The organism is Shewanella mytili (genome assembly GCF_046765975.1).
GTDB classification, from domain to species: Bacteria; Pseudomonadota; Gammaproteobacteria; order Enterobacterales; family Shewanellaceae; genus Shewanella; species Shewanella mytili.
Genome location: NZ_JBKOUD010000017.1, coordinates 1 through 23941 on the forward strand (window position 1 = coordinate 1; position 23941 = coordinate 23941).

General features: G+C 51.0%; 23 protein-coding genes and 1 pseudogene. 9 read left to right on the forward strand and 15 right to left on the reverse strand.

The window, feature by feature from the left end:
* The 5 genes and pseudogenes from ACIDEJ_RS13610 to rplY form a co-directional block, all read left to right on the forward strand.
* A pseudogene (locus tag ACIDEJ_RS13610) lies at nt 1-459 on the forward strand (IS5-like element ISSpu11 family transposase); the annotation flags it as partial.
* Between the two features lie 120 nt (nt 460-579).
* Nucleotides 580-1104: a type II secretion system protein gene (locus ACIDEJ_RS13615; RefSeq protein ID WP_411988612.1), complete on the forward strand. Its 525-nt coding sequence runs from the start codon at nt 580-582 to the stop codon at nt 1102-1104.
* Nucleotides 1105-1472: 368 nt separating this feature from the next.
* Nucleotides 1473-2843, forward strand: a complete 1371-nt coding sequence (locus ACIDEJ_RS13620) for a L,D-transpeptidase family protein (RefSeq protein ID WP_411988613.1) — start codon at nt 1473-1475, stop codon at nt 2841-2843.
* Between the two features lie 152 nt (nt 2844-2995).
* Nucleotides 2996-3544 carry a DUF882 domain-containing protein gene (locus tag ACIDEJ_RS13625; RefSeq protein WP_411988663.1) on the forward strand — a complete coding sequence of 183 codons (549 nt, stop codon included), beginning with the start codon at nt 2996-2998 and terminating at the stop codon, nt 3542-3544.
* Between the two features lie 115 nt (nt 3545-3659).
* Entirely contained in the window at nt 3660-3944 is a 285-nt protein-coding gene (gene rplY, locus ACIDEJ_RS13630; protein ID WP_411988614.1) for a 50S ribosomal protein L25, read from the forward strand.
* 184 nt (nt 3945-4128) lie between these two features.
* Here rplY and minE read toward each other — a convergent pair whose 3' ends face one another.
* From minE to minC, 3 genes are read right to left on the reverse strand one after another with little or no spacing between them, the layout of a single operon-like run.
* Complete coding sequence (gene minE / locus ACIDEJ_RS13635) at nt 4129-4386, reverse strand: cell division topological specificity factor MinE (RefSeq protein WP_411988615.1); 258 nt, start codon at nt 4384-4386, stop codon at nt 4129-4131.
* Nucleotides 4387-4393: 7 nt separating this feature from the next.
* A complete protein-coding gene (gene minD, locus ACIDEJ_RS13640) occupies nt 4394-5200 on the reverse strand; it encodes a septum site-determining protein MinD (RefSeq protein ID WP_411988616.1) in 807 nt (268 codons plus the stop codon).
* 25 nt (nt 5201-5225) lie between these two features.
* Complete coding sequence (gene minC, locus ACIDEJ_RS13645) at nt 5226-5894, reverse strand: septum site-determining protein MinC (protein WP_411988664.1); 669 nt, start codon at nt 5892-5894, stop codon at nt 5226-5228.
* Nucleotides 5895-6014: 120 nt separating this feature from the next.
* Between minC and ACIDEJ_RS13650 the strand changes: the two genes are divergently transcribed.
* Genes ACIDEJ_RS13650 through ACIDEJ_RS13660 form a run of 3 tightly spaced genes read left to right on the forward strand, consistent with a single transcriptional unit; the run spans nt 6015 to nt 7778 of the window.
* Complete coding sequence (locus tag ACIDEJ_RS13650; RefSeq protein ID WP_411988617.1) at nt 6015-6299, forward strand: YcgL domain-containing protein; 285 nt, start codon at nt 6015-6017, stop codon at nt 6297-6299.
* A gap of 11 nt (nt 6300-6310) precedes the next feature.
* The gene (locus ACIDEJ_RS13655) at nt 6311-7285 is read left to right on the forward strand and encodes a lytic murein transglycosylase (protein WP_411988618.1); all 975 of its coding nucleotides are present in this window, start codon (nt 6311-6313) and stop codon (nt 7283-7285) included.
* A gap of 52 nt (nt 7286-7337) precedes the next feature.
* Nucleotides 7338-7778 carry a YcgN family cysteine cluster protein gene (locus tag ACIDEJ_RS13660; protein ID WP_411988619.1) on the forward strand — a complete coding sequence of 147 codons (441 nt, stop codon included), beginning with the start codon at nt 7338-7340 and terminating at the stop codon, nt 7776-7778.
* A 56-nt stretch (nt 7779-7834) separates the two neighbouring features.
* Here ACIDEJ_RS13660 and dsbB read toward each other — a convergent pair whose 3' ends face one another.
* The gene (gene dsbB / locus ACIDEJ_RS13665) at nt 7835-8350 is read right to left on the reverse strand and encodes a disulfide bond formation protein DsbB (protein WP_411988620.1); all 516 of its coding nucleotides are present in this window, start codon (nt 8348-8350) and stop codon (nt 7835-7837) included.
* Between the two features lie 87 nt (nt 8351-8437).
* Complete coding sequence (nhaB, locus tag ACIDEJ_RS13670; protein WP_411988621.1) at nt 8438-10030, reverse strand: sodium/proton antiporter NhaB; 1593 nt, start codon at nt 10028-10030, stop codon at nt 8438-8440.
* A gap of 304 nt (nt 10031-10334) precedes the next feature.
* Here nhaB and fadR point away from each other — a divergent pair, with 304 nt between their 5' ends.
* The gene (fadR, locus tag ACIDEJ_RS13675) at nt 10335-11054 is read left to right on the forward strand and encodes a fatty acid metabolism transcriptional regulator FadR (protein WP_411988622.1); all 720 of its coding nucleotides are present in this window, start codon (nt 10335-10337) and stop codon (nt 11052-11054) included.
* A gap of 53 nt (nt 11055-11107) precedes the next feature.
* Here the strand turns inward: fadR and ACIDEJ_RS13680 are convergent, their stop codons facing one another.
* The 10 genes from ACIDEJ_RS13680 to ACIDEJ_RS13725 form a co-directional block, all read right to left on the reverse strand.
* A complete protein-coding gene (locus ACIDEJ_RS13680; RefSeq protein WP_411988623.1) occupies nt 11108-12625 on the reverse strand; it encodes a SpoVR family protein in 1518 nt (505 codons plus the stop codon).
* A 10-nt stretch (nt 12626-12635) separates the two neighbouring features.
* The gene (locus ACIDEJ_RS13685; RefSeq protein ID WP_411988624.1) at nt 12636-13907 is read right to left on the reverse strand and encodes a YeaH/YhbH family protein; all 1272 of its coding nucleotides are present in this window, start codon (nt 13905-13907) and stop codon (nt 12636-12638) included.
* A 53-nt stretch (nt 13908-13960) separates the two neighbouring features.
* Nucleotides 13961-15895, reverse strand: a complete 1935-nt coding sequence (locus ACIDEJ_RS13690; protein ID WP_411988625.1) for a PrkA family serine protein kinase — start codon at nt 15893-15895, stop codon at nt 13961-13963.
* A gap of 315 nt (nt 15896-16210) precedes the next feature.
* On the reverse strand, nt 16211-16558 hold the full coding sequence (hypA, locus tag ACIDEJ_RS13695; protein WP_411988626.1) for a hydrogenase/urease nickel incorporation protein HypA: 348 nt from the start codon (nt 16556-16558) through the stop codon (nt 16211-16213).
* Nucleotides 16558-17565: a hydrogenase expression/formation protein HypE gene (hypE, locus tag ACIDEJ_RS13700; protein WP_411988627.1), complete on the reverse strand. Its 1008-nt coding sequence runs from the start codon at nt 17563-17565 to the stop codon at nt 16558-16560. The genes hypA and hypE overlap by 1 nt, the downstream gene beginning before the upstream one ends.
* 2 nt (nt 17566-17567) lie before the next feature.
* Entirely contained in the window at nt 17568-18692 is a 1125-nt protein-coding gene (hypD, locus tag ACIDEJ_RS13705; RefSeq protein ID WP_411988628.1) for a hydrogenase formation protein HypD, read from the reverse strand.
* Complete coding sequence (locus tag ACIDEJ_RS13710; protein ID WP_411988629.1) at nt 18685-18927, reverse strand: HypC/HybG/HupF family hydrogenase formation chaperone; 243 nt, start codon at nt 18925-18927, stop codon at nt 18685-18687. The genes hypD and ACIDEJ_RS13710 overlap by 8 nt, the downstream gene beginning before the upstream one ends.
* Complete coding sequence (gene hypB / locus ACIDEJ_RS13715; protein ID WP_411988630.1) at nt 18927-19688, reverse strand: hydrogenase nickel incorporation protein HypB; 762 nt, start codon at nt 19686-19688, stop codon at nt 18927-18929. The genes ACIDEJ_RS13710 and hypB overlap by 1 nt, the downstream gene beginning before the upstream one ends.
* A gap of 59 nt (nt 19689-19747) precedes the next feature.
* Nucleotides 19748-22075, reverse strand: coding sequence for a carbamoyltransferase HypF (hypF, locus tag ACIDEJ_RS13720; RefSeq protein ID WP_411988631.1), 2328 nt, complete (start codon nt 22073-22075; stop codon nt 19748-19750).
* A 72-nt stretch (nt 22076-22147) separates the two neighbouring features.
* Complete coding sequence (locus tag ACIDEJ_RS13725) at nt 22148-23941, reverse strand: NiFe hydrogenase (protein WP_411988632.1); 1794 nt, start codon at nt 23939-23941, stop codon at nt 22148-22150.

Consider the following 23941-nt stretch of genomic DNA (forward strand, 5'->3'; position numbering starts at 1 on the left):
ACGCATAGCCATGAAATCATCGCCGCAGAACTGAGTTTATCCGGTGTAACAGACGCTGAAGTCATGCCGAATTTGCTCAAGCAAACCCATCGCAAAATCCGCAATATCTCAGGTGATGGTGCTTACGACACAAGAGCCTGTCACGATGCAGTTCGTAGAAAACAGGCTTTGGTACTCATTCCACCGAGGGAAGGTGCCGCGCTCTGGGAACAAGGTCATCCGCGTAACTTAGCGGTCAGTTGGCAACAGCTTCATGGTTCAAATAAACAGTGGAAAAAACGGTATGGTTATCATCGGCGGTCAATCTCAGAAACAGCAATGTACAGAGTGAAGCAACTACTTGGTGGCAGATTGAGCCTGCGAAATTATAACGGTCAGGTAGGAGAAACTTACGCGATGATAAAGGCGTTGAACAAGCTCACAGGGCTAGGCATGCCTGAAACTCACTGTGTAGTATAATCTTTAAACAATTATGATGGATTTGTTCGCTGAGTCGATTTAGGAAACAAAGCCGGTATATGATTAACTCAGGATTTTTATCTTGCAAAACGGATGATCGTGCCCGAAGGCAGAGGGGGAATGATGAAGAAACAACATGGATTTACGTTAATCGAACTTGTCGTCGTGATTATTATTCTGGGTATTTTAGCGGTTGTTGCAGCGCCTAAGTTCTTAAATTTGCAAGGTGATGCCCGGGAGGCGTCCATTAAAGGTTTCGCTGCGGCATTGAAGGGGACCGTGCAACTCAGTCATGCCAAAGCGCTGATAGAGGGGAAAGACAAACAAGCAACCGGGGCCAGTCTGAGCATTAATGGTAGCCAAATCAATCTTGCCTGGGGATACCCCATCGCGGCGGATTCCGGCGGGATTATCGATTTGATTGACGATATGAATGACTGGACCTATTTGGTTGTGCTTGGCAATGCAGTTTCGCCATCAAAAGTGTTGTTTACCTTAAAATCCGTGGCGGCCAATCAAACGGTGTTTTCTGCAGGGGTTACCGATACGGGTTCTTTGATTAGTACCTGTTATGTCCAATATCAACAGGCGACGGATGCCGCTCCTGCGGCCATTTCATTCCCTGTAAACGGTTTGAAGTGCTAACGTTTTCATTGTTTGAATGGGGATGCAAGCCGTATTAACACAACGGCTTGAAAAGGCATGTGTTGCTTCATTTCCACATGTTTTCATGCCTGACGGGGCAAGCGTGGAGCTTACCCGATTACGCATTAAATATTGCGTTACATGTTAAGTGTGGGCATTCATCAGCAATACCTGCCAGTGCATGAGGCAGAGTGACTTTTGGCACTGGACGGTTTTTGCTGGGCTGGTGTCACGCAATGCCGCGTTGCGTTTCATGTTGTTGTTAACTCAATATAATAAGGTTTGCAGCATGGCTGGTCGTATCTGATCATCAGCACCAAAACGCATAAATTTTGCCATACTTTAGCCGTATCGAATGGAGAATGTTTATGACGTGCTATCGGTTATGGCTGATTTTGTGGGCAGGATTGTTGTCTTTTACCGCCAATGCTGCTGCCAGCAATAATGACATCACCTGGAAAACACTGACTGCCCATGTGCAAATGTTGGCGTTATTGCCGGAGCAAACGTTGTTGCGCCAACAATTGTCTATGTTAAACAGTGCCCAGTCCTTGGGCGTTGTTACCCAGCGGGCACTTGAAGAGGAGATTGCCAATTTTTGGCAACGACAGGGGGTGGACATTCCCTATAGCGCTTTATCTCCGGCTTCCTCTCCCTTGCAGCGAGCCATTGCCTTGGAGCCGCAAGCGGCACAATACCAAGCGGTAGTGAACCGCATCCAGTATTTGCTATGGTTGCAACAACAAGCCTGGCCGATATTGCAACCCAGCGGTTGGTTGCGTCCAGGGGATAATCATCCGTTAATGCCACAAATTACCCAGCGTTTGTTATGGCTGGGGGATTTATCCCGTTATCCTGAAAACGGTTACGACTATACCGAGGACATTGCCGAAGCGGTGCGTCATTTTCAGGCGCGTCACGGGTTGAAGGTGGATGCCGTTATCGGGCCACAAACCTTGCGTTGGCTGAATGTATCGCCGTTGCAAAGGGCCAGTATCTTGGCACGGGATTTTGTCGCTGAAACGGTCTATCGCCAAAAATTATCTGACAGCTACATTTTGGTCAATGTTCCGGCCTATCAACTAAGCCTGGTTGAATCGGGTCAAGTGGTTTTGCAGTCCAAGGCCATCGTTGGCCGCCCTTATCGTAAAACCCCATTGTTACAAAGCGTTATTTCCAGCGTGGTACTGAATCCCGGCTGGCATGTACCGCGCAGTATTTTGCGACGGGATATTCTGCCTAAAATTCGTCAAGACGGTAATTATCTTCAGGAGCGTGAATTTACCGTGGTGGATTACGCCGGCCAGCAAATTGAGAAATCTCCTGAAGAGTGGCAGCAGTTGGCCCATGAGCGTTTTCCTTACCGCCTTATTCAACAACCGGGTAACCTGAGCGCATTGGGCCGCTTTAAATTTCATTTTCTCAATAGCTTTGATGTTTATCTGCATGACACGCCCGACAAACAGTTATTTGCACGTCATGATCGGGCGCTGTCTTCGGGATGTGTCCGGGTGGAGAAATCTTTTGAGCTTGCCCAGTGGCTGATACAGCATCGGGTGGCTGATGTGCGCAAATGGGACAACATGCAGGATAATTTTCATACCACACAGTGGTTTGCCTTAAAACAGCCTCTGCCCGTGTACATTGTGTATTGGACATCCTGGATTGACGGGCAGGGTGTAGCGCAGTTTCGTGATGACGTGTATAAAAAATTTTCTACAACTGATGAATTAAGATAACCATTTGCCAACATGTAAAAAATAGTCTACCCGTCATCCAAATCTTATCTGGTCTTTACATCATATTACTGATTCAACAGTTGACCACGAGATATAAAACGGTTAATTTTTGTGCGGTTACAATAATGTTTCCAACAGTAAAGGTGATGAAATTGTCAGTTGTATGTCCTGCCCGCCGGCAGTTATTAAAAGGACTTGGGGGCGTGGCGTTAATGTCTTTTATCCCCGCTCAGGCGATGGCGAGTCGCTCTACCAGGGGGCGTCGGTCACTGAGTTTTTACAATATCCATACAGGGGAGCGCGAAGACGGTATCTACTGGCTTGACGGGCAGTATGATCCTGACATGCTGTCGTCATTTAACCATCTGCTGAGAGATCATCGCCAGAATTTGCAAGCGCCCATGGATAAGCGCCTATTTGATTATCTTTATCAGTTACAGCAACAGTTAAACACCGATAAGGAAATACATGTTATTTCCGGTTACCGCTCACCCAAGACCAACGAAATGTTACGCGCCCATAGTGGCGGCGTTGCCAAAAAGAGTTTCCATATGTCCGGCATGGCCATGGATATTGCCATGCCGGGAGTCAAACTGTCCCATGTGCGGAATGCCGCTAAGGGGCTGAAGCTGGGCGGCGTGGGCTATTACCCAAAGTCCGGTTTTGTGCATATTGATTGTGGACCGGTCAGAAGCTGGTAAGTCATTGTTGGCTCTTGTTGCTTTTAGCCGTCTGTGGTAATATCCGCCCGCTTTATACGAGGTCGCCATTGGTCGAAAATGGCGACCAATTATTTTTTACGAGAGAGTAATTGTTATGTCTTATACAATTCAAGCCACTACCCGCACAGAGATTGGGAAAGGTTCGAGCCGCCGCCTGCGTCGTGAGGGTAAAGTGCCTGGCGTTATCTATGGTGTTAAAGCTCCTGTATCTATTATGTTTGATCATAAAGATATCATTAACGTTCAGACCAATGATGATTTCTATACCAGCGAGTTGACCATTGTCCTTGATGGTGAAGAAGTAAAAGTACGTGTACAGGCAATGCAGCGTCACGCGTTCAAGCCTGTTATTGAGCATGTGGATTTTGTTTACGCTTAATCCGTAGCTGCCAATAAAAAAGCGCCTAAGGGCGCTTTTTTATTATGTAGAAACCGCTGAACACCCAAGTAACTGCCATTTTGCGCTTTCACCCCGCTAAGGTGGGCGCGAGTCATCACGGCCATGCTTGCCCTAACAGGCTGTTTGGCAGCATGACCTTACCCTGGATGGCATTGCTTCCGCATTAATGATCCGGAAGGGTGACGTTAAGTTCCAGCACCGATAAGTTATCGTCATTCTGATCCAATTGCACTGAAACCTGCTCTTCAGAGATGGCCACATATTTGCGGATAACCTGAATAATTTCCTGTTTCATCAAAGGCAGATAATCGGGCGTATCCCGCTCTGAACGCTGATGGGCGACGATAATCTGCAACCGCTCCTTGGCGGTGGCGGCGGTGTTACTTTTCTTGCTGCTTCTGAAATAGTCAAGTAAAGACATAGTTTAGCTACCCAAATATTCGTTTGAGGAATCCTTTCTTCTCTTCGACAGTGAAGCGTAGGGGAATTTCTTCGCCAAGCAGTCGGCCTACCGTATCAGTATAGGCTTGTCCTGCATCGCTCTCCTGGTCAATGATCACGGGCACCCCTGAGTTGGAGGCTTTCAGCACTGATTGGGATTCAGGAATAACGCCTAACAACTTGATGGCCAGAATTTCCTGCACGTCTTCCACACTGAGCATTTCCCCGGTTTTTACGCGCGCGGGAGAATAGCGGGTAAGAAGCAGGTATTCTTTGATGGGTTCCAGGTTTTGCTCCGCCCTGCGGCTACGGCTTTGCAGCATACCGAGAATACGGTCAGAATCCCTGACGGAGCTGACCTCAGGATTGGTGGTAACAATTGCCGTGTCAGCAAAGTACAGCGCCATCATGGCGCCGGTTTCAATGCCCGCTGGTGAGTCACAGATGATAAATTCAAAGTCTTTGGCTAAATCATCCAGTACCTTTTCAACGCCGGCTTTGGTTAATGCATCTTTATCCCGGGTCTGGGATGCGGGCAATACAAACAAGTTGTCGCAACGCTTGTCTTTGATAAGGGCTTGGTTCAGGTTGGCGTCACCATTGATGACATTAACGAAGTCATAGACAACGCGACGCTCGCAACCCATGACCAAGTCCAGATTGCGCAGTCCAATATCAAAGTCGATGACGACCGTTTTATGGCCTTTAAGTGCCAGACCGGTTGCAATCGCAGCGCTGGAGGTGGTTTTCCCCACGCCTCCTTTCCCCGAAGTGACCACAATGATTTGTGCCATGTGTTGTTATATCCCTTGTAGCTGTCTAGTCGGGCAGTGATTCGACAGTGAGTGATTCATCGTTTAAGCGGATACAGCAGCTTCCGCGTTTTGCTCCATGTTGTTGCAGGTTTTCCGCCAGCCAGTAACGGCCGGCAATGGAAACCAGTTCGGCGTCCAATGCCTGGGCAATGATAATGGCGTTGGCGTCACCCTTGGCGCCCGCCATCGCTTTCCCACGCAAAGTGCCATATATGTGAATGCTACCATCGGCAATTACCTCGGCGCCATTGCTCACTGCGCCAAAAATTATCAAATCACCGTTTTGTGCATAAATCTGTTGCCCGGAACGCACGTTTTGCTTGAGCACTTTACATTCTCTGGGCGGGGCAGGTGGAAGCGTATTGGCTTTGCCCATTTTCAAGTGGGCAATCCCCAATTGGGCCGCTTGTTGCTGTTGTGCTTCATCAGCACCGGTGATCCCTACCAAAATAAGTTGGCGTTCGGCCATTGCCTCCTTTAAGGCTAACAGATCAATTGCTTGATGGGTAATGGCGCTAAAATTCAATACCAGTGGGGCGTTGATAAAAAACTGGGGCGCTTGGGCCAATTTTTTATCAAGTTCCTGCAACAGGTGAGGCAATTCGGCAGAATTAATATGCAGAACAGACAACATGAAAGAGGAACATTTCAGTTCCAGTGCGGGTTTTTGCATCCTGGCGGAAGTCTCCGGCATCCGAGCATTAAGCTCATTAACATACAATGTATAATGGTCAACCATGTTATAATGCGCTAATTTTAGTGGCAAGCCATAACCGGGGAATTTGGTGTTCTTATGATCTGTGCGGTATATAAAAGCAGACGCAAAGCTGATACCTACTTATTTATCAAACAAAAAAATAATTTTGATGTGGTGCCAGAGCCTTTGCTGAAGGTATTTGGTCAGCCTGAATTGGTGATGCTGTTGCCGCTGGAAAAACGGCAACATCTGGGCATGGCGGATATTAACAAGGTAAAAGCGGAATTGGAAAAAAACGGTTATTACCTGCAATTACCACCACCGCAAGTTAATTTACTTAAAGAGTTCCTTGCCGAGCAGGGAGTGTCTCCAACAGAGTAAAGGGCATTGATATGAAATACTGGGGGGCGCTGTTTGCTGTTCTGCTGCTGGGCATAAGTTTTGTGGTTCATGCCCAAATCACAAATTTTTCCCAATATCTGTCATTGTTGCGGCAGCAGGCGCTGAAAGACGGTATTGCCCCGGCAACCGTTAATGCCGAATTCCCCCAGATAAAACGTTTCCGGCGCGCTGAAATGGCAGACGCGCCATCCGGGCCCCGTTCACTTGAGCAATACCTGCCTGCCAGCGCCACCGAGCTGCGGGTGCTGGCAGCGAAAAAGCACTACCTTGCCCATAAAGCGGCATTTGACGCGCTGGCCAATCAATACCAGATCCCCGCGCGATTCGTGTTGGCCTTGTGGGGGGGGGCCTCGGATTTTGGCGAGCATCCGGCGCGTTATCCGGTATTGTCTGTGACAGCTTCCTTGGCATTTGCGCAGCAGGACGTGGCAGTACACCGACAAAATTTTATGGCGGCGTTAACGCTACTGGATTCAGGAACACACAACGTTGACCAATTGCGCAGTGACCGTAATGGACTGCTGGGACAGGCGCGGTTGTCTCCGGTGCTGTACGCACAGTGCGCCACTGATGGCAATGGTGACGGACAAGCCAATATTTGGGATGACCCTGAGGATGTGTTTGCCTCCATTGCCCATTGTTTGCAGGTATTGGGATGGGAGCAGAGTCAAACCTGGGGACGTCAGGTTCGGGTGCCTGCCACGCTGGATAGCGCATTGGTGGGCGAGGAGCACAAAGCAACATTTGCCCAGTGGCAGGCGCTGGGTGTAACGCGTTTTGACGGCAGTGCGCTGCCAAAGCGTCAGGATATGCAGGTATCATTGATAATGCCGGACGGTACCAATGGCCGACATTACTTGATTTATGATAATTACCGGGCACTCAAGCAATTGCTTTACGATGACTATGTGGTACTTGCTGTGGTGCATTTATCCGAAAAGCTCAAGGCACAGCAGATAGACTGAGTAACAATGGCCAATGACAAGGTGCCCAATAACAAGAAGTAGGTAACCGAAGATGTCTTTCTGGTTGTCAAAAACATTATCTGAGATGACACAAACGGAATGGGAGCAGCTATGTGACGGTTGTGGTAAGTGTTGTCTCAATAAGCTGATTGATGATGAAACCGATGAACTGTATTACACCTGCGTTGCGTGTAAATTGTTATCCGACAAAGATGGGTCATGCCTCCATTACCCGCAACGTTTTGAGTTTGTACCCGAGTGTACGGCCATTACGCCGCAAAATATTGCCAGCCTGGATTGGTTGCCGGATAGCTGCGCTTATCGGCGGCTGTACCTGGGACGGCCATTGCCCAGCTGGCATCCGTTGTTAACGGGTGACAAAAAACTGATGCATAAAAAAGGCATGTCCATCAAAGGTAAAACCATCAAGGAAACCCGGGTCAAGGATCTGGAAGATTATATTGTGATCTGGCCGTTACAGGACATTGATTAATCGGAAAACAGAGCAGGCCTGAGCCTGCTCATCCACGTCTGCAATATCGCTTGTCATCATGCCTTTTTTCGTACGATGGCAGTAGCAAAGAGCGCCAACATCAGCACGTAAACCGCAAACGCCACAATCATCCATTGCGCCATGGTTATGCCCATAAAACGCCAGGGAATTTCGCTGCACATGCCTGTGGGCATGAACATTTCAGGTAGCCACTCATGCAGGGGTAACCACGCAGGAAACTCGGGTGTAAAGGAACATGTGGCAAAAGGCGAGGGATGCTGTTGTAAATCATTAAGCGCCATGGCTATCTTCAAGCCCCAAATGGCACTAACGCCCCAAATCAGCGCCGCCATTATTCGTAACGGCCGATATGCAGGAGCCAGCATTCCAATAATGCCGGCAATGGCCAGCCCCACCACGGCAACTCGTTGGTAGATGCACATCACGCAAGGGTTAAGCTGCAGGCCGTATTGAAAAAATAATGCCGCCAGTTCCAGCGCAGCCGCACTCAGAAACAACAGCAACCAGCTGCGCCGGGATATTGCCCAGGTATTGAGAAATTTCAGAATCATTCCCCCCAATAAAAAACGCCCATAGTGTCATGGGCGTTTTTTAGACCTGGCTGAACCCAATTGGTTCAGCCAATGGTTTTATGATGATTAGTGCCCAGCAGCTTCTGCAGCACCTTGCATCACTTCCCGCATGCTGTGGTGCAGGATCATGTGCGTATCATAAAAATATTGGGTAGCTTCTTGCAGGAAACCACTTTCAATGGCCAGTACGCCCACAATGGACAGTACGATGGTGTAAGGCAGCGCCATCCATACCATACGGCCATAAGACAAGCGGATTAACGGTGCCAGTGCAGAGGTCAGCAAGAACAGGAACGCGGCCTGACCGTTAGGTGTGGCCACTGAAGGCAGGTTGGTACCTGTGTTAATGGCAACCGCCAGCAAGTCAAACTGATCGCGGGTGATCTGGCCATCCAGCAGGGCGGCTTTCACTTCGTTAATATAAACCGTGCCCACGAACACGTTATCACTGACCATCGACAGCAAGCCGTTGGCAATATAGAAAATCACCAGCTGTACGTTGCCTTCGTAACTCAAGGCCCAGTGGATCACCGGGGCAAACAGATGCTGGTCAATAATCACCCCTACCACGGAGAAGAACACTGCCAGCAATGCGGTAAACGGCAAGGCTTCCTTAAAGGCGTTACCCAAGGCGTGTTCGTCAGTAACACCGTTAAATGCGGTGGTGAAAATAATCACGGACAAGCCAATCAGGCCTACAGAGGCCAGGTGGAAGGCCAGACCGATAATCAGCCATATCCCTACCATGGCCTGGATCACCAGTTTCATCTTGTCTTTGGTGGTGCGGCGCTCATCTTCGTGATTGGCAAAATCCACCAGAATGCGATGCACGGCATCCGGCAACTTGGCGCCATAACCAAACAGGTGGAATTTTTCCACGACCAGACAGGTAAGTACCCCCATGAGCAACACGGGCACGGTGACTGGCGACATGCGCAGGGCAAATTCGGCAAACTGCCAATTGGCCTGGGCAGCAATAATCAGGTTTTGTGGTTCACCCACCATGGTGCACACGCCACCCAGTGCAGTCCCCACACCGGCATGCATCAACAGGTTACGCAAAAATCCACGGAAGTTTTCCAGCTCTTCAGCGTTTAACTGTCCGTCTTCATCATCGGTGTGATCATGGCTGTCAGCAAAATCCTTGCCTGAGGCCACTTTGTGATAAATGGAGTAAAAACCCACCGCAACGGCAATGATGACCGCAATAACGGTTAGGGCATCCAAAAATGCGGAAAGGAAGGCTGATGCCAAACAAAACAGCAGCGACACGGCAATTTTGGAGCGTACTTTAGTGATCATTTTGGTGAACACATAAAGCAGCAACTGTTTCATGAAGTAGATGCCTGCCACCATAAAAATCAACAGCAGCAATACTTCAAGGTTAGCTTCCAACTCATGTAATACCTGGCTTGGACTGGTCATGCCAATAAAGACCGCCTCAATAGCCAAAAGTCCCCCTGGCTGCAGTGGATAACACTTAAGTGCCATGGCCAGGGTGAAAATAAATTCGGCAACCAACAACCAACCTGCAAGGAAGGGATGAATACTGAATACGATTGGATTAATAATTAAAAAACTTAGAATTGCAAGCTTGTACCACTTGGGCGAGTTCCCCAAGAAGTTACCCATGAAGGCCTGACTTAATGGCATTGGCATGGTTTCCCTCTCTCAAGTAAGTTGTTATAGGTCGTTATGTCGTTATAAAAAGCACATGGTTTGTGTGAATGGCCAGTCTAGCCCAAACCCTTGATTATTGTCATGAGAAGTCTGAAAACAGTCTTAAAATTTCACTATCCGATAGTAAAAGTGAGATGTAGGTACGGGTTTTTTTTGAGAGTTCCCTGTTAACGCTCAACGCGGATGACCGCAGAGTGTAGACCATTGTTTGAAGGTTTCCATTTTTTTTGTCTCTGGTATGATCAGTGGTCAAAATTATTGTTACCACTGGAAAATTGGGCTGATGATCATCAATGCCAAAGGGCCTGCAAGTTTTGCAGAAAAATACATAGTTCGCTCGATTTGGGAAAACAAATTTCCTCCAGGCTCCATTCTACCGGCAGAGCGGGAGTTGTCGGAGCTCATCGGCGTCACCCGCACCACGTTGCGGGAAGTGCTGCAGCGTCTGGCGCGGGACGGCTGGCTGACCATCCAGCACGGCAAACCCACCAAAGTGAATAATTTCTGGGAAACTTCCGGGCTGAATATTTTGGAAACCATTGCTGATTTGAATCCGGCAGGTTTTCCGGTACTGGTGGATCAATTGCTGTCGGCCCGTACCAACATCAGCACCATTTATTTCCGTGGCGCCTTGCGCAATAACCCCAATATTGCCATTGATACACTGGCCGGTGCCCATGAGCTGGAAGATGAAGCCGGAGCCTACACGGATTTTGATTACATGTTACACCATACACTGGCGTTTTCATCCGGTAATCCGTTGTACGTGTTGATCCTCAATGGCTTTAAGGGACTTTACGGCCGGGTGGGGCGTTATTACTTCAGCAATGTGGAAGCCCGCAAGTTGGCACTTAATTTCTATCTCACGCTGGAACATCTGGCCCGCAGCGGCCGATTTGCCGAAGTGCCGGAATTGATGCGTACCTACGGTAAAGACAGTGGCATCATGTGGCAGAAGATGCGTGACGACATGCCGTTGGAGATTGCCCAGGATAACCAGTAATGCTTGCCATAAACAGACCGCCATGGCGGTCTGTTTATGCATTTCCCCGCCGTTTAAGCCGCCGCTTCCTTGTCTGGGCAGATCCCCAAGGTTTTGACATGGTCATCATCCTGTTGCTCCAGTCTTACCTCAAATCCCCAAAGCCTGTGCAGGTGTTTGAGCACTTCACCATGATTGTGTGCCAGCGGTACCCCCTGATTGGGAATGTAGCGCAAGGTCAGTGACCGGTCGCCATTCAGATTCACGTTATACACCTGGATATTGGGTTCGTTATTGGCGAGATTATATTGGGCGGACAGGGTTTGGCGGATATCCCGGTAGCCCTGTTCATCATGAATGGCCGAGATGCTCAGATGCTCCTGACGCTCATCATCCAAGACACTGAACAGCTTGAATTGGCGCATTAAATGGGGCGATAAATACTGGCTTATGAAACTCTCATCCTTGAAATTCTGCATGGCAAAATGCAGGGTATCAAGCCAGTTGCTGCCGGCAATGTCCGGAAACCAATGGCGGTCCTCCTCGGTGGGGCTTTCACATATTCGGCGGATGTCGCAAAACATGTTGAATCCCAACGCGTAAGGATTAATACCACTGTAATAGGGGCTATTGTAGGCGGGCTGGGCCACCACATTGGTGTGGTTTTGCAAAAACTCCAGCATGAAACGGTCGGTCAACAATCCTTCATCATACAAATGGTTAAGCAGGGTGTAATGCCAAAAGGTCGCCCAGCCCTCATTCATCACCTGGGTTTGCCGTTGCGGGTAAAAGTATTGCCCCAGTTTACGCACGATGCGGATCACCTCCCGCTGCCAAGACGCCAGCAATGGCGCCTTTTTTTCAATGAAGTAGAGAATGTTTTCCTGGGGTTCAGAGGGAAAGCGTTTGTCCGCCTGGGCCTTTTGTTCCGCGGCCTTGTGCGGCACGGTGCGCCACAAATCGTTTACCTGGCTTTGCAGATAGGCTTCCCGCTGCTGCTGGCGTTGCTGTTCCTCTTTGAAGGAGATTTGTGAGGGCCGCTTGTAACGATCCACCCCGTAGTTCATGAGGGCATGACAGGAGTCCAGGATGGTTTCAACCTCTTCCACGCCGTATTTGCGCTCACAATGGCTGATGTACTGTTTGGCGAATACCAGATAGTCAATAATGGAGCTGGCATCGGTCCAGGTTTTGAACAGGTAGTTGTTTTTGAAGAAGCTGTTATGCCCGTAACAGGCATGGGCCATTACCAGCGCCTGCATGGTAATGGTGTTTTCTTCCATCAGATAAGCAATGCAAGGGTCTGAATTAATCACGATTTCATAGGCCAGTCCCATCTGCCCCCGTTTATAGCCCTGTTCGGTTTCAATAAAGCGTTTGCCAAAAGACCAATGGGTGTAGCCTATGGGCATGCCAACGCTGGCGTAGGCATCCATCATCTGCTCGGCCGTGATGATCTCTATTTGGTTGGGATAGGTGTCAAGGCGATAATGGGCGGCAACTCTGGCAATCTCTTTTTCATAGCCCTCAAGCAGCTCAAAGCTCCATTCTGGCCCGTCACTCAGGGGCTGACGCCGTATCTGCTGTGTCATAATGCCTCCTTCATACCGCTTGTTTCTTGAACAGTTCGCGAAATACCGGATAAATGTCTTCCACTTGCCGAATATTTCTTACTGCCATATTGTCAAATTTTTCAGTAAGTTGTTCGTACTCTCGCCATAAGGTCTGGTGGGCGCGGTTGGTGATTTCGATATAGGAAAAATAACGCACGCAAGGCAGGATTTGCTTTTCCAGCAACTGATGGCACAGGGGGGAATCATCCGCCCAGTTATCACCGTCAGAGGCTTGGGCCGCGTAAATATTCCATTCGTCGGCCGGGTAGCGTTTCTGCTGGATTTCATGCATCAGTTTTAACGCGCTGGACACTATGGTGCCGCCGGTTTCCTGAGAATAAAAAAAGTCGTGCTCGTTCACTTCTTTTGCTTGGGTATGGTGGCGGATATACACCACTTCCAGATTTTTATACGTCCGGGTGAGAAACAGGTATAGCAGGATGTAAAAACGTTTGGCCATGTCTTTGGTGGCCTGATCCATGGAACCGGACACATCCATGAGACAAAACATCACCGCCTGGCTGGTGGGGATTTCCCGTTTTGAAAAATTGTTAAAACGCAGATCGAAGGTATCAATAAAAGGCACCTTGGTAATCTTTTGTTGTAATGCCGCTATCTGGTTTTGCAACGCGAGAATGCGCTCGGCACTGGCTCCCGGCGTATCTTCCAGGGTGTTGAGCTCTTGCTCCAGTGCTTGCAACTCACGTTTTTTGCCTGCGGTCATGGCCGTGCGCCGAGCCAGCGAAGAACGCAACGACCTGACAATATTGATATTGGTGGGTACGCCATCAGTGGTGTAACCGGCGCGATAGGTTTGATATTCCACCAATTTGTTCAGGCGGTTTTTTTGCAGGTTGGGCAACTCCAAATCTTCAAACAGCAGCTCCAGATATTCGTCCTTGGAGATCTGGAATACAAAGTCATCCTGCCCTTCGCCACTGTCGGAAGCATCACCGCTACCACTGCCGCCACGACCTCCGCCGCCCTGGGGACGTTCGATTTTGTCGCCACGGCTGAACTGATCATTGCCGGGATGCACCCGCTCACGGATCCCGCCCTGACCTTGGTGGAACACGGGTTCACTAATGTCCCGGGTGGGGATGCTGATTTTTTCACCCTTGTCCACATCCGTCACGCTGCGGCGGGTGACAGCATCACTTACCGCTTTTTTGATTTGTTGTTTATAGCGGTCGATAAAACGCTGGCGGTTAACGGTACTTTTACCTTTGGCATTTAACCGCCTGTCGATGAAATTCGCCATAAGCGCCTCCCTAAGTGTGGAACGGGGCGGTCAATGACCGACCCCGTGTCGGACTACGAGGACTTTCTTACCCTCAGGTACCATTCAGACAACAGGCGGACCTGTTTTTGGGTGTAACCCTTTTCCATCATGCGACTGACAAAGTCGTCGTGCTTACGTTGATCTTCCGTGGATGTTTTGGTGTTAAAGGAGATGACCGGCAACAAATCCTCAGTGTTGGAAAACATTTTCTTTTCTATCACGGTGCGCAGTTTTTCATAGCTGGTCCAGTTGGGGTTATTGCCATCATTGTTGGCACGGGCACGCAACACAAAGTTGACGATTTCGTTGCGAAAATCCTTGGGATTGCTGATGCCAGCGGGTTTCTCGATTTTCTCAAGCTCCGCATTGAGGGCTGCGCGGTCGAACAATTGCCCGGTTTCCGGATCCCGATACTCTTGATCCTGGATCCAGAAGTCCGCATAAGTGACGTAACGGTCAAAGATGTTCTGGCCGTATTCAGAATAGGACTCCAGATAGGCGGTCTGGATCTCTTTTCCGATAAATTCCACGTATTTGGGAATAAGGTATCCTTTGAGGTATTCCAGATAGCGATCGGCCGTATCTGACGGGAATTGCTCCTGTTCAATCTGTTTTTCCAGTACGTAAAACAGGTGCACCGGGTTGGCCGCTATTTCGGTGCGGTCAAAGTTAAACACCTTGGAGAGGATTTTAAAGGCAAAGCGGGTGGAGAGCCCCTGCATGCCTTCATCAACGCCGGCATAATCCCGGTATTCCTGATAGGACTTGGCTTTGGGATCGGTGTCTTTCAGGCTTTCACCATCATATACCCGCATTTTGGAGTAAATGGAGGAGTTTTCCGGTGCCTTTATCCTGGATAACACACTGAATTGCGCCAGGGTTTCCAAGGTGCTGGGGGAGCAGGGGGCGTGAGCCAGCTCCGAGTTGTCGATTAGTTTTTCATAAATGCGGATTTCTTCGGATACCCGCAGGCAATAAGGCACCTTGACGATGTAAACCCTATCGAGAAATGCCTCATTGTTCTTGTTATTGCGAAATGCGCTCCATTCCGACTCGTTAGAGTGCGCCAGGATAATGCCATTGAAGGGCAGTGCAGAAAGCCCTTCCGTGCCGTTGTAGTTGCCCTCCTGGGTGGCGGTCAGCAACGGATGCAGCACCTTGATGGGAGCCTTGAACATCTCCACAAATTCCATCAGCCCCTGATTGGCCCGGCACAGGGCGCCAGAGTAGGCATAGGCATCGGCGTCATTTTGCGCAAAATGCTCCAGCTGGCGGATATCCACTTTACCCACCAATGAGGAGATATCCTGGTTGTTTTCATCGCCGGGTTCGGTTTTGGCAATCGCCACCTGATCCAGTACGGACGGGTACACTTTGACCACCCGGAATTGAGAGATGTCACCGCCAAATTCGTGCAGGCGTTTTACCGCCCAGGGCGACATGATGGTTTTAAGGTAACGCAACGGAATTTGGTATTCCTGCTGCAACAGTTTGCCGTCTTCTTCCGGATCAAACAGGCAAAACGGATGATCATTGACCGGGCTGCGTTCGCCGTTGGCGGTCAGCACATAAATGGGCACCTGCTGCATCAGTGCCTTGAGTTTTTCGGCCAGGGAGGATTTACCACCGCCCACAGGCCCCAGCAAATAAAGGATCTGTTTGGACTCTTCCAGCCCTTGGGCAGAATGGCGCAGGTAAGAAACTATCTGTTCGATGGCTTCTTCCATGCCGTAAAAATCTTTGAATGCCGGATAACGGGAGATGACCCGATTGGAGAAAATGCGGCTTAATACCGGATTTTTTGAGGTGTCGATGGTTTCCGGCTCACCGATTGCCACCAACAACCTTTCTGCGGCAGATGCATATGCCGTACGATCTTTGTGACAAAGTTCCAGAAACTCCTGAAGTGTAAATTCCTCTTCGAGTTTCTGCTCATAGCGCTGCTGATAATGCTCGAATATACCCATCTTGACCCCCTGAAACTTTCAAATATAGGCACTTGGTATTGAGTCCCTACACTTAATCTTAGACGCAAGGTTGTGGGCTTTGTCAAAAAAAACATAAATAAAAACAATAAGAAATAGTTGCAAAAGCAATATTAGCAGATATCAAACTGGAGTTTTAACGGGTTTTTCAGGGGGGAAATGCCGTGTCTGTGAATGGATAAATGCACGCTCAATCGAATGAGTGACAAAGCCGGCATATGGGCAGGAAATGCCAACAGGCGACAGGTGATGTTAGGGAAAATGACGGGCCGCAGTCATGGCTGCGACCCGGAGGGATTAATCGTAAATCAGCTCTAATTGCATGAGCAGCATCTCTTCACCGCCACTGACCTTGATGTCGCGGCTGTGACAGACAGGGCACAGATAGGCAATTTCATCCGGTACCGAGTGGGCACCACAGGCCTTGCAGTCCAGCTCCAGTGGTGCCACATCCATTTCCAGCTCGGCGCCTTGGCACATGCCGTCTTCACGGAAGGTGTCAAACGCGGTTTTCACCAGTTGTGGCTCCACCCCGCTCAGTGCGCCGATTTTGACTGCCACGCGGGCAATGCCCTTTGCCTGATGTTGCTTGGCCAGTTTTTCACACTGGTCAATTAAGGCGCTGACAATGGAAAACTCGTGCATCAGCAGATCCTCGGCAGCAGTTCACCGGCAGGCAACTCCAGATAGCGTTTGCTGCCCCAAGGGGAATGCAAAATCACTTTGCCCTGGTTATCTTCAGTGACCGTGCCCACAATCTGCGCCTGGTTGCAATCGCAGAACTGGTGCATGACCTCAATGGCCTTGGCGGCAATTTCCTGGGGCAGGGCGATGACAAAAGTGCCTTCGTTTGCCAGATCCCAAGGTTCAAAACCGTATAGCTCACACACGCCGCGCACTTCATCACGTACCGGAATGGCCGCTTCGTTAAGCTCAATGCCTACACCGGCCGCTTTGGCCCATTCGTTAAGCACTGCGGCAATGCCGCCACGGGTGGCATCACGCATGGCGTGAATGTCAAGATTGGCCGCAATCAACTGTTCAACCATGGGCCACAGGGTGGCGCAATCGGAGGCCAGTTCGGTTTCCAGCTCCAGTCCCTCACGGGCCGCCAGTACGGTGGCGCCGTGGCAGCCGATATCCCGGGACAAAATGATGGCATCTCCCGGGCGCACGGCATGTACCGAAATTCCGGGTTTGATGATGCGGCCTACCCCTGAGGTGTTGATGAATACGCCATCGGCGCAGCCTTTGGGCACAACCTTGGTATCGCCGCACACAATCTTGGCGCCGCTTTTGTGCAGTTCATCCGCCATGGTGTGCACAATCTCTTTGAGCTTGGCAATTTCAAAGCCTTCTTCGATGATGAAGCCGCAGCTGAGGTACTGTGGGACGGCACCCATCATTGCCAGATCGTTAACGGTACCGGCAATGGCCAGCTTGCCGATATTGCCGCCTTTGAAAAACAGCGGCGATACCACAAACGAGTCAGTGGTAAACGCAATGGGGCCAGTCACATTCAAGCTGGCAGCATCCTCTTCCTGACGCAGGATCTGGTTATCGAACGCTTCAAAAAACAGTTTGCCAATCAGCTCCGCCATTTCGCGGCCACCGCCGCCATGACTGAGCTGGATTTGTTTTGGGGTTGACATGGTTATTTTACTCCTGCGTAACGATAGTAGGCGTTGCACGCCCCTTCGGAACTTACCATGCAGCTGCCAAGTGGTGTTTGCGGAGTGCAGCCGCGACCAAAGACCTTGCAGTCTTGGGGTTTGGCTTTGCCACGCAGAATATCACCGCACTGACAGGCTTTATGATCATCAATTTCTTTTACGGGCAACCGCGCTGCATATTTGATTTCGGCATCACGATGGCGGTATTCCGGTTTCAGCATCAGTGCCGAGTTGGGAATGGGGCCCAGACCTCGCCAGCGGAAGCTGGGGCGGATGGTGAAATAGGTGTTCACCTTTTGCTGTGCCGCTTCGTTGCCCTTGTAGCTGACGGCGCGGTTATACTGGTTTTCCAGTTCGCAGCGGTTTTCCACTTTCTGCTTGACGATGGATAAAATCGACTGCATCACATCCACGGGTTCAAAGCCGGACACCACTACCGGGGTGTGGTATTTATCCACGGTTGGTTGATAAATCTGGCTGCCGGTGATGACGCTTACATGCGACGGGCCGATAAAGGCGTTCACCCGTGTTTCCGGATCGGCCATCACCGCATCAATGGCTGGTGGCACCAGCACATGGTTGATGTGGAACAACAAATTGTTGATCCCCAGTTTTTCTGCCTGCTCCAGCAGTACGGCGGTCATGGGGGTGGAGGTTTCAAAACCGATGGCGAAATACACCACGGTTTTGTCCGGGTTTTCCCGGGCGATTTTCAGTGCGTCCAGCGGCATGTATATCGGACGGATATCGCAGCCTTTGGCGCGAAATTGCGCCAGTGAACCTTGTGAGCCGGGCACCCGGATCATGTCACCCAGGGTCACCAGAATGACATCGGGTTGCTGGGCCAAGGCCGCAGCCTGGTCAATGCGTTCTTTGGGCATGATGCAAACCGGGCAGCCTGGGCCGTGAATAAATTCGATGTTATCCGGCAGCAGCTGCAAGAGACCGTATTTCATGATGGTGTGAGTGTGTCCGCCACACACTTCCATCACGTTGACCGGTGCTTGCAGCTTGGGGGCCAACTGCTTGATTTGTTCAGCCAGCTCGGCAACGGTACGGGGATCTCGAAAACCGTCGTATAGCTGCTTGAGTTGCAGCTCAGGCATCAGCGGCCTCCATTTTTTCCACAATTTCCTTGTACAGCGCCAGACTTTCGGCGGCGGCGTCCGCATCGATTTTGTTCATCACGAAACCGATATGGATCAGTACATAATCCCCGATGTTCAGAGGCTCATCCATCAGGTGACAGCTAACGGTACGTTTTACCCCCAGCGTGTCCACGGTAACGCTCTGGCTTTCAGGGTGCAGTTCTACCACTTGGGACGGAATTGACAGACACATTAGGCAGTCTCCACACGTGAATGAAAGGCGGCAAGTTCGGTTTCGAACCACTGCGCCACTTCTTGCATGCTTTCAGGCTCTTTTACTGAAACGCAGATGACCTTGGCCTCTGGGTTGAGTTTCAGCACCTGGTTTTTGGCCACTTCGGTGTCAAAGTCAAAGTAGGGCAGCAGGTCGCATTTGGTGATGAACACCACATCGGCCTTGCGGAACATCACCGGATATTTTTCAATCTTGTCTTCGCCTTCCGGTACGGAAACCAGCACCACGTTTTTATGGGTACCCACATCGTAACTGGCAGGGCACACCAGGTTGCCGACGTTTTCCACAAAGCAGATGTCCATGCTATCCAGAGGCTGTTGATGCAAGGCGCCGTGTACCATAAAGGCATCCAGATGACAGGCGCTGCCGGTTTGAATTTGCACGGCGCTGATCCCTTTGGCTTTCAAGCGATCCGCATCACGGGAGGTTTCCAGATCCCCTTCAATCACGCAGTATTTTTTACCGGTGTATTCGGCCAGGTGTTCCAGCAGGGTGGTTTTACCTGAGCCAGGGCTGCTCATCAGGTTGAATGCCATGACCCCATGTTCTTCAAAATGCTCACGGTTATGCGCGGCTTCCACGTCATTCTTATCAAGGATTTTATTGATGACAGACAAGGTTTTCTTGTCATTGAGCTGAGGGTTGGTAGACAACTCATGATGATGGTGATCATGGCTGTGATCATGTCCTGCAATAGAACAACCGCAATCTTTACACATAGCAAACTCCGGTTTGACTGTGGGCTGACACGACATCGTCAGCCGCATTAAATTGGGTTTCAGGCAGTGTGGCAGTGCTGTTGCAGACCATACCACAACTGTCCCAAAGCAATACCGCCATCATTCACCGGTACCAGATGCTGCGCTAGGCGAGGGATCTGGTGTTGATTCAGTTTTTGATAGCAGTACTCGGTTAAAAATCTGTTCTGAAAAACACCGCCAGTGAGTACCACCGGCAAGTGCTTGTTTAATTGTTGTCGCGCCAGCATGGCGCTGTGGCAGATGGCATCGCCCAAGGCCTGCATGAAGGCGATGGCAATGACGCCGTTATCCACCTGTTGCTGCTGGGCCTCAAGCAGTTGGGCAAACAGGGCTGCCGTATCCCATTGTCCCAAGGAGAGTTGGGGATGGGGGCGCAAGGGAAGTTGCAGCTGCAACGCCTTGGCTTGCGCCATTTTACCTGCTGTCTCCGCCCGGCGGGCCAGGGTTTCAATCAAAATGCCGGCCTGACCTTCGTACTGGGTGTCTTGCATCAGGCCTAACAATACCGCCAGTGCATCAAAAAGTCTGCCGATGGAGTGAGACTTCGGCATTTTGGCGGTGGCACAAATCTTTGCCAGATTGCGCAATAATGCCGGGCTGCAGTGGGCAAATGCCGGCAGCTGCATATTGATGATATCGTCAATACCGAATCGTTGCAGTAGCAGTGCCAGGGTGAGCCTGAACGGTGATTTGATGGCTTGCTCATTGCCCAGCAGGGCAAACGGGCTGATGCTGGCCAAGCGCTCAAAATGGCGGTTATCTGCCAGTAACAACTCTCCTCCCCACAGTTCGCCGTCATCGCCAAGGCCGGTGCCATCAAAGCTGAATCCCAGCACTTGCCCTTGATAATCATTGGCTGCCAAGGTGGCCAACACGTGGGCATAGTGGTGTTGCACGGTAATCAGCGGACGGGACTGGGCCATGGCCCAACGGCTGGAAGCGTAATGGGGGTGCATGTCGCGCACTATGGCATCGGCATTAAAGTGGTACATCCGCTTGAAACTGGCCAGCGTGCGCTGGAAATAACCTTCTGCACCCATGCTGAAAAGATCGCCAATGTGCGGGCTAAGATACAGGGTGTGGCCGATATTGAGCGCCAGGGTGTTTTTTTGCTGGGGACCCACGGCCAAAACGGACGGCAGCTTGCAAGCGGCCAGCTGTTTGCTGGGTAAACTCAGCGGTGCGTAGCCTCTGGCGAGCCTGAGCACCTGCAGTTCATCGCCACACATTTGCACCACTGAATCATCGCAACCGTTCAGGATGGGGCGGTTATGATCCAGCATGGCATCAATTACGCTAAAGGGGCTGCTGGCCAGTTGTGCCAGAATCTCGCTGCCTTCGGTAATGATGGGTTCCCCGGAAAGATTGGCGCTGGTGGCCACCAGGGGTTTTTGCAAGGCGTCGAGTAACAGTGTATGCAGCGGGGTATAGGGCATGAACAGCCCGATGCGGTCAATCCCCGGCGCCACGGCATCACTTAATGGCATGGCAGTGTCAGGGGCAGCTTTTTGCAGCAAGACAATGGGGCGTTCCTGACTGACAAGCAGTTGCCACTCGGCAGCAGACGCCGTGGCATAACGCTTTGCCATGGCCAAATCTGCCACCATGACCGCCAGGGGTTTAGCTGGGCGCTGTTTGCGTTGCCTTAAGGCGCTTACCGCCTGATGGTTGCTGGCATCGCACACCAGATGAAAACCGCCTAATCCTTTGATGGCAAGGATTTTACCCGTTTTCAGAGCCGCTACAGCCATGCTCAAGGCATTGTCCCGGTTGGCAAGCTCTTGGCCGTCAATGTCCACATAACGCAGCTGCGGCCCGCATTTGGGGCAGCTTACCGGTTGGGCGTGATAGCGCCTGTCCAACGGGTTTTCATAGGCTGCCTTGCACTCGTCACACATGGCAAAGGTGGCCATGGACGTGTTGTGGCGATCATAAGGCAGGTGATTGATGATGGTGTAACGGGGGCCGCAGTGGGTGCAGTTGGTAAAGGGGTAACGATAATGGCGATTGGCCGGATCGCGAATTTCTTGCAAACATTGTTCGCAACTGCTTTTGTCCGTACCGACAGCCACAAATGCCTGGGCACTGGCGGTACTTTGATGAATGGTGAAGTCTGTCAGCTGTGGCGTTACTTCAACGGTGTCGTATTGCAAACTGTCGATACGGGCCAGGGGGGGCTGTTCATGGTGCAGGGCATCATCAAAGGCTTGCAGTGAGGCCATATCCGCCTGTACCACAATGGTCACGCCTTCGCCGTTATTAAGCACATGGCCGCATAATTGATAACGGCTTGCCAGTTGATAAATCCAGGGGCGGAAACCCACCCCCTGGACAATACCTGTCACATGGTAACACCGGGCTTGCAATGCACTGTGGGCAATGCATGGCGATGGGGATGTGACAGTTTCAGGCATGTGTTATCTCCGACGTTGACGCAGGTAAAGCGCGCCGGTGGCCAGTAACGCACCATCAAGATCCTGCATCTGGCTCACCCCTAACGGGAAGTTTTTGCCAAGGCGCAGGGCAATGCGTCGACCCAGTACCTGATTGGCAAAACTGCTGCCGGCCAGATACACCCGGTGAATGGCCGTATTCAGATCCAGCCTCTCAATCCAGTTGGCAATGAAGTCTGCCAGTGAGTCATTCATGGCAAACGCCAGGTTGGCGGCATTGTCAGCCCCCGCCAGGCGGAAACTGATTAACGTACCCAGTGTCTTGCACCAGTTGAAGCTGGCACTATCGCCGGATACCAGCGGATAGTCAATGCGCGGGGCATTGGCGCCGGTGTTGCTCATGGCGGCCGCCACGAAACCGTCGGCCAGTTGTTCGGTGTCTTGCCCTTCAATGCCGATGATAACCGCTGCCACAATCCACAGGGTTTTCAGGCTCTGTTTGGGGCAATGGCTGAGATCCAGCTGTTGCAAACGCTGATACAGCGCCGGATAGCGTTCGGCAAATTTTGCCAACACATCTTGCTGGGGGCTTTGCTCCATGGCGGCAATGATGTCCCGGCCAGTGGCTGGCAGCTCAGGCACCTGCATAAAGCAGCTGATTTTGCCGTCGTTATCAGAGGTCAGTAGCTGACTGACATACTCATCACTGAAATAAAGCAATCCCAGGTTTTTTTGACTGCCGGCTTCTGCGCCAACGCCCAACAGGGCACATTGGGCTGCCGTGCTACCTGAGGTGGAATCCCAGACATTAACATCAGCATTGTATGTTACGGCAATTTGCTGTTGCTGCCGTTTGCCAGTGGCTGTAGCGGTGTACTGGGCAAAGCGGGCATTGTCATGGAGGGTTTCCGACAGTGACTGCCCCAACAGGGCTTTGGTCAGCAGCACCTTGGGGGCTGCTACCGGCACATCCATTCCCAACGCATGGGCATGCAGTGCCTGCTGTGCCCGGCGGCAATAAATGGCATCAATGCCTTTTACCCGCAAGAACTCTGCCAGTACCAGTTGCAGGCGTGAGGCGGCAAAGCCCACTTCGTAGAGCGGTGCTGACAAACCGGCATCGGCTACGGGCCGCAGCAGTAACTGGGGTTTCTCAAGGGAGGAGAGGGCCAATACTTCGTTGTCGCTGACCTGGAACAAGCCGTTAAGCGTGTTGGGATTACAAATCAACAGTTGTTGGCGTCCCTGACCCAGCGGATGACGGCTAAGCTGCAACGGGCCTGTCACGTCGTCAAGCTGCAGGGTTTCGCCTTCCAGCAGTTTGCCGGCCAGCTGTTGCAAGTCCGTCCGCTGCAATGAGGCTACGCTGTCAGCCTGGCTGATGGCCTGATCACCATGGCAGTGATCGCAGGCCAGCCCCAGATTGGCAAACTCGCCATGCTGGTTATCGCCAAAGCGGGGCTGGCAATGTTGGCAAAAGGGCAGTTGTGCGCTGGCAACGGCAATGGGTTGATCATCACCCACACGCTCAGTGGCCAACAGCATGCGCGAGTCCAGCAGGTAGACACTCAGCAAAAAGTCGGCGGCAATGCTGTCTGCCAACTGTTCCAGTGCGGCCTGCTCACCTTCGGCTTCCAATATGTAACGCCAGGTGACCACAGGTTTTTTCTGTTGTTCCAGGTGGGCGTCGGCCTGATGGCGGACGGCCTGCAGTGCAACCGTTAATTTAAGCGGTTGGTAATTAAGGTATTGATTGCATAAGTAACCATACCAAGGTACCTGTCTGGAACAGTCAAACTCGAATCTCAGCAATTTCAT

Excerpts from the sequence above, each read along its gene's own strand:
- fadR (WP_411988622.1), top strand. The coding sequence starts at position 10,335 with ATGATCATCAATGCCAAAGGGCCTGCAAGTTTTGCAGAAAAATACATA.
- ACIDEJ_RS13655 (WP_411988618.1), top strand. The coding sequence starts at position 6,311 with ATGAAATACTGGGGGGCGCTGTTTGCTGTTCTGCTGCTGGGCATAAGT.
- minC (WP_411988664.1), bottom strand. The coding sequence starts at position 5,894 with ATGCAAAAACCCGCACTGGAACTGAAATGTTCCTCTTTCATGTTGTCT.
- ACIDEJ_RS13615 (WP_411988612.1), top strand. The coding sequence starts at position 580 with ATGATGAAGAAACAACATGGATTTACGTTAATCGAACTTGTCGTCGTG.
- hypE (WP_411988627.1), bottom strand. The coding sequence starts at position 17,565 with ATGTCAACCCCAAAACAAATCCAGCTCAGTCATGGCGGCGGTGGCCGC.
- ACIDEJ_RS13690 (WP_411988625.1), bottom strand. The coding sequence starts at position 15,895 with ATGGGTATATTCGAGCATTATCAGCAGCGCTATGAGCAGAAACTCGAA.
- minD (WP_411988616.1), bottom strand. The coding sequence starts at position 5,200 with ATGGCACAAATCATTGTGGTCACTTCGGGGAAAGGAGGCGTGGGGAAA.
- ACIDEJ_RS13660 (WP_411988619.1), top strand. The coding sequence starts at position 7,338 with ATGTCTTTCTGGTTGTCAAAAACATTATCTGAGATGACACAAACGGAA.
- rplY (WP_411988614.1), top strand. The coding sequence starts at position 3,660 with ATGTCTTATACAATTCAAGCCACTACCCGCACAGAGATTGGGAAAGGT.
- ACIDEJ_RS13710 (WP_411988629.1), bottom strand. The coding sequence starts at position 18,927 with ATGTGTCTGTCAATTCCGTCCCAAGTGGTAGAACTGCACCCTGAAAGC.
- ACIDEJ_RS13620 (WP_411988613.1), top strand. The coding sequence starts at position 1,473 with ATGACGTGCTATCGGTTATGGCTGATTTTGTGGGCAGGATTGTTGTCT.
- ACIDEJ_RS13650 (WP_411988617.1), top strand. The coding sequence starts at position 6,015 with ATGATCTGTGCGGTATATAAAAGCAGACGCAAAGCTGATACCTACTTA.
- hypD (WP_411988628.1), bottom strand. The coding sequence starts at position 18,692 with ATGCCTGAGCTGCAACTCAAGCAGCTATACGACGGTTTTCGAGATCCC.
- dsbB (WP_411988620.1), bottom strand. The coding sequence starts at position 8,350 with ATGATTCTGAAATTTCTCAATACCTGGGCAATATCCCGGCGCAGCTGG.
- hypB (WP_411988630.1), bottom strand. The coding sequence starts at position 19,688 with ATGTGTAAAGATTGCGGTTGTTCTATTGCAGGACATGATCACAGCCAT.
- ACIDEJ_RS13680 (WP_411988623.1), bottom strand. The coding sequence starts at position 12,625 with ATGACACAGCAGATACGGCGTCAGCCCCTGAGTGACGGGCCAGAATGG.
- nhaB (WP_411988621.1), bottom strand. The coding sequence starts at position 10,030 with ATGCCAATGCCATTAAGTCAGGCCTTCATGGGTAACTTCTTGGGGAAC.
- minE (WP_411988615.1), bottom strand. The coding sequence starts at position 4,386 with ATGTCTTTACTTGACTATTTCAGAAGCAGCAAGAAAAGTAACACCGCC.
- ACIDEJ_RS13725 (WP_411988632.1), bottom strand. The coding sequence starts at position 23,941 with ATGAAATTGCTGAGATTCGAGTTTGACTGTTCCAGACAGGTACCTTGG.
- ACIDEJ_RS13685 (WP_411988624.1), bottom strand. The coding sequence starts at position 13,907 with ATGGCGAATTTCATCGACAGGCGGTTAAATGCCAAAGGTAAAAGTACC.
- hypA (WP_411988626.1), bottom strand. The coding sequence starts at position 16,558 with ATGCACGAGTTTTCCATTGTCAGCGCCTTAATTGACCAGTGTGAAAAA.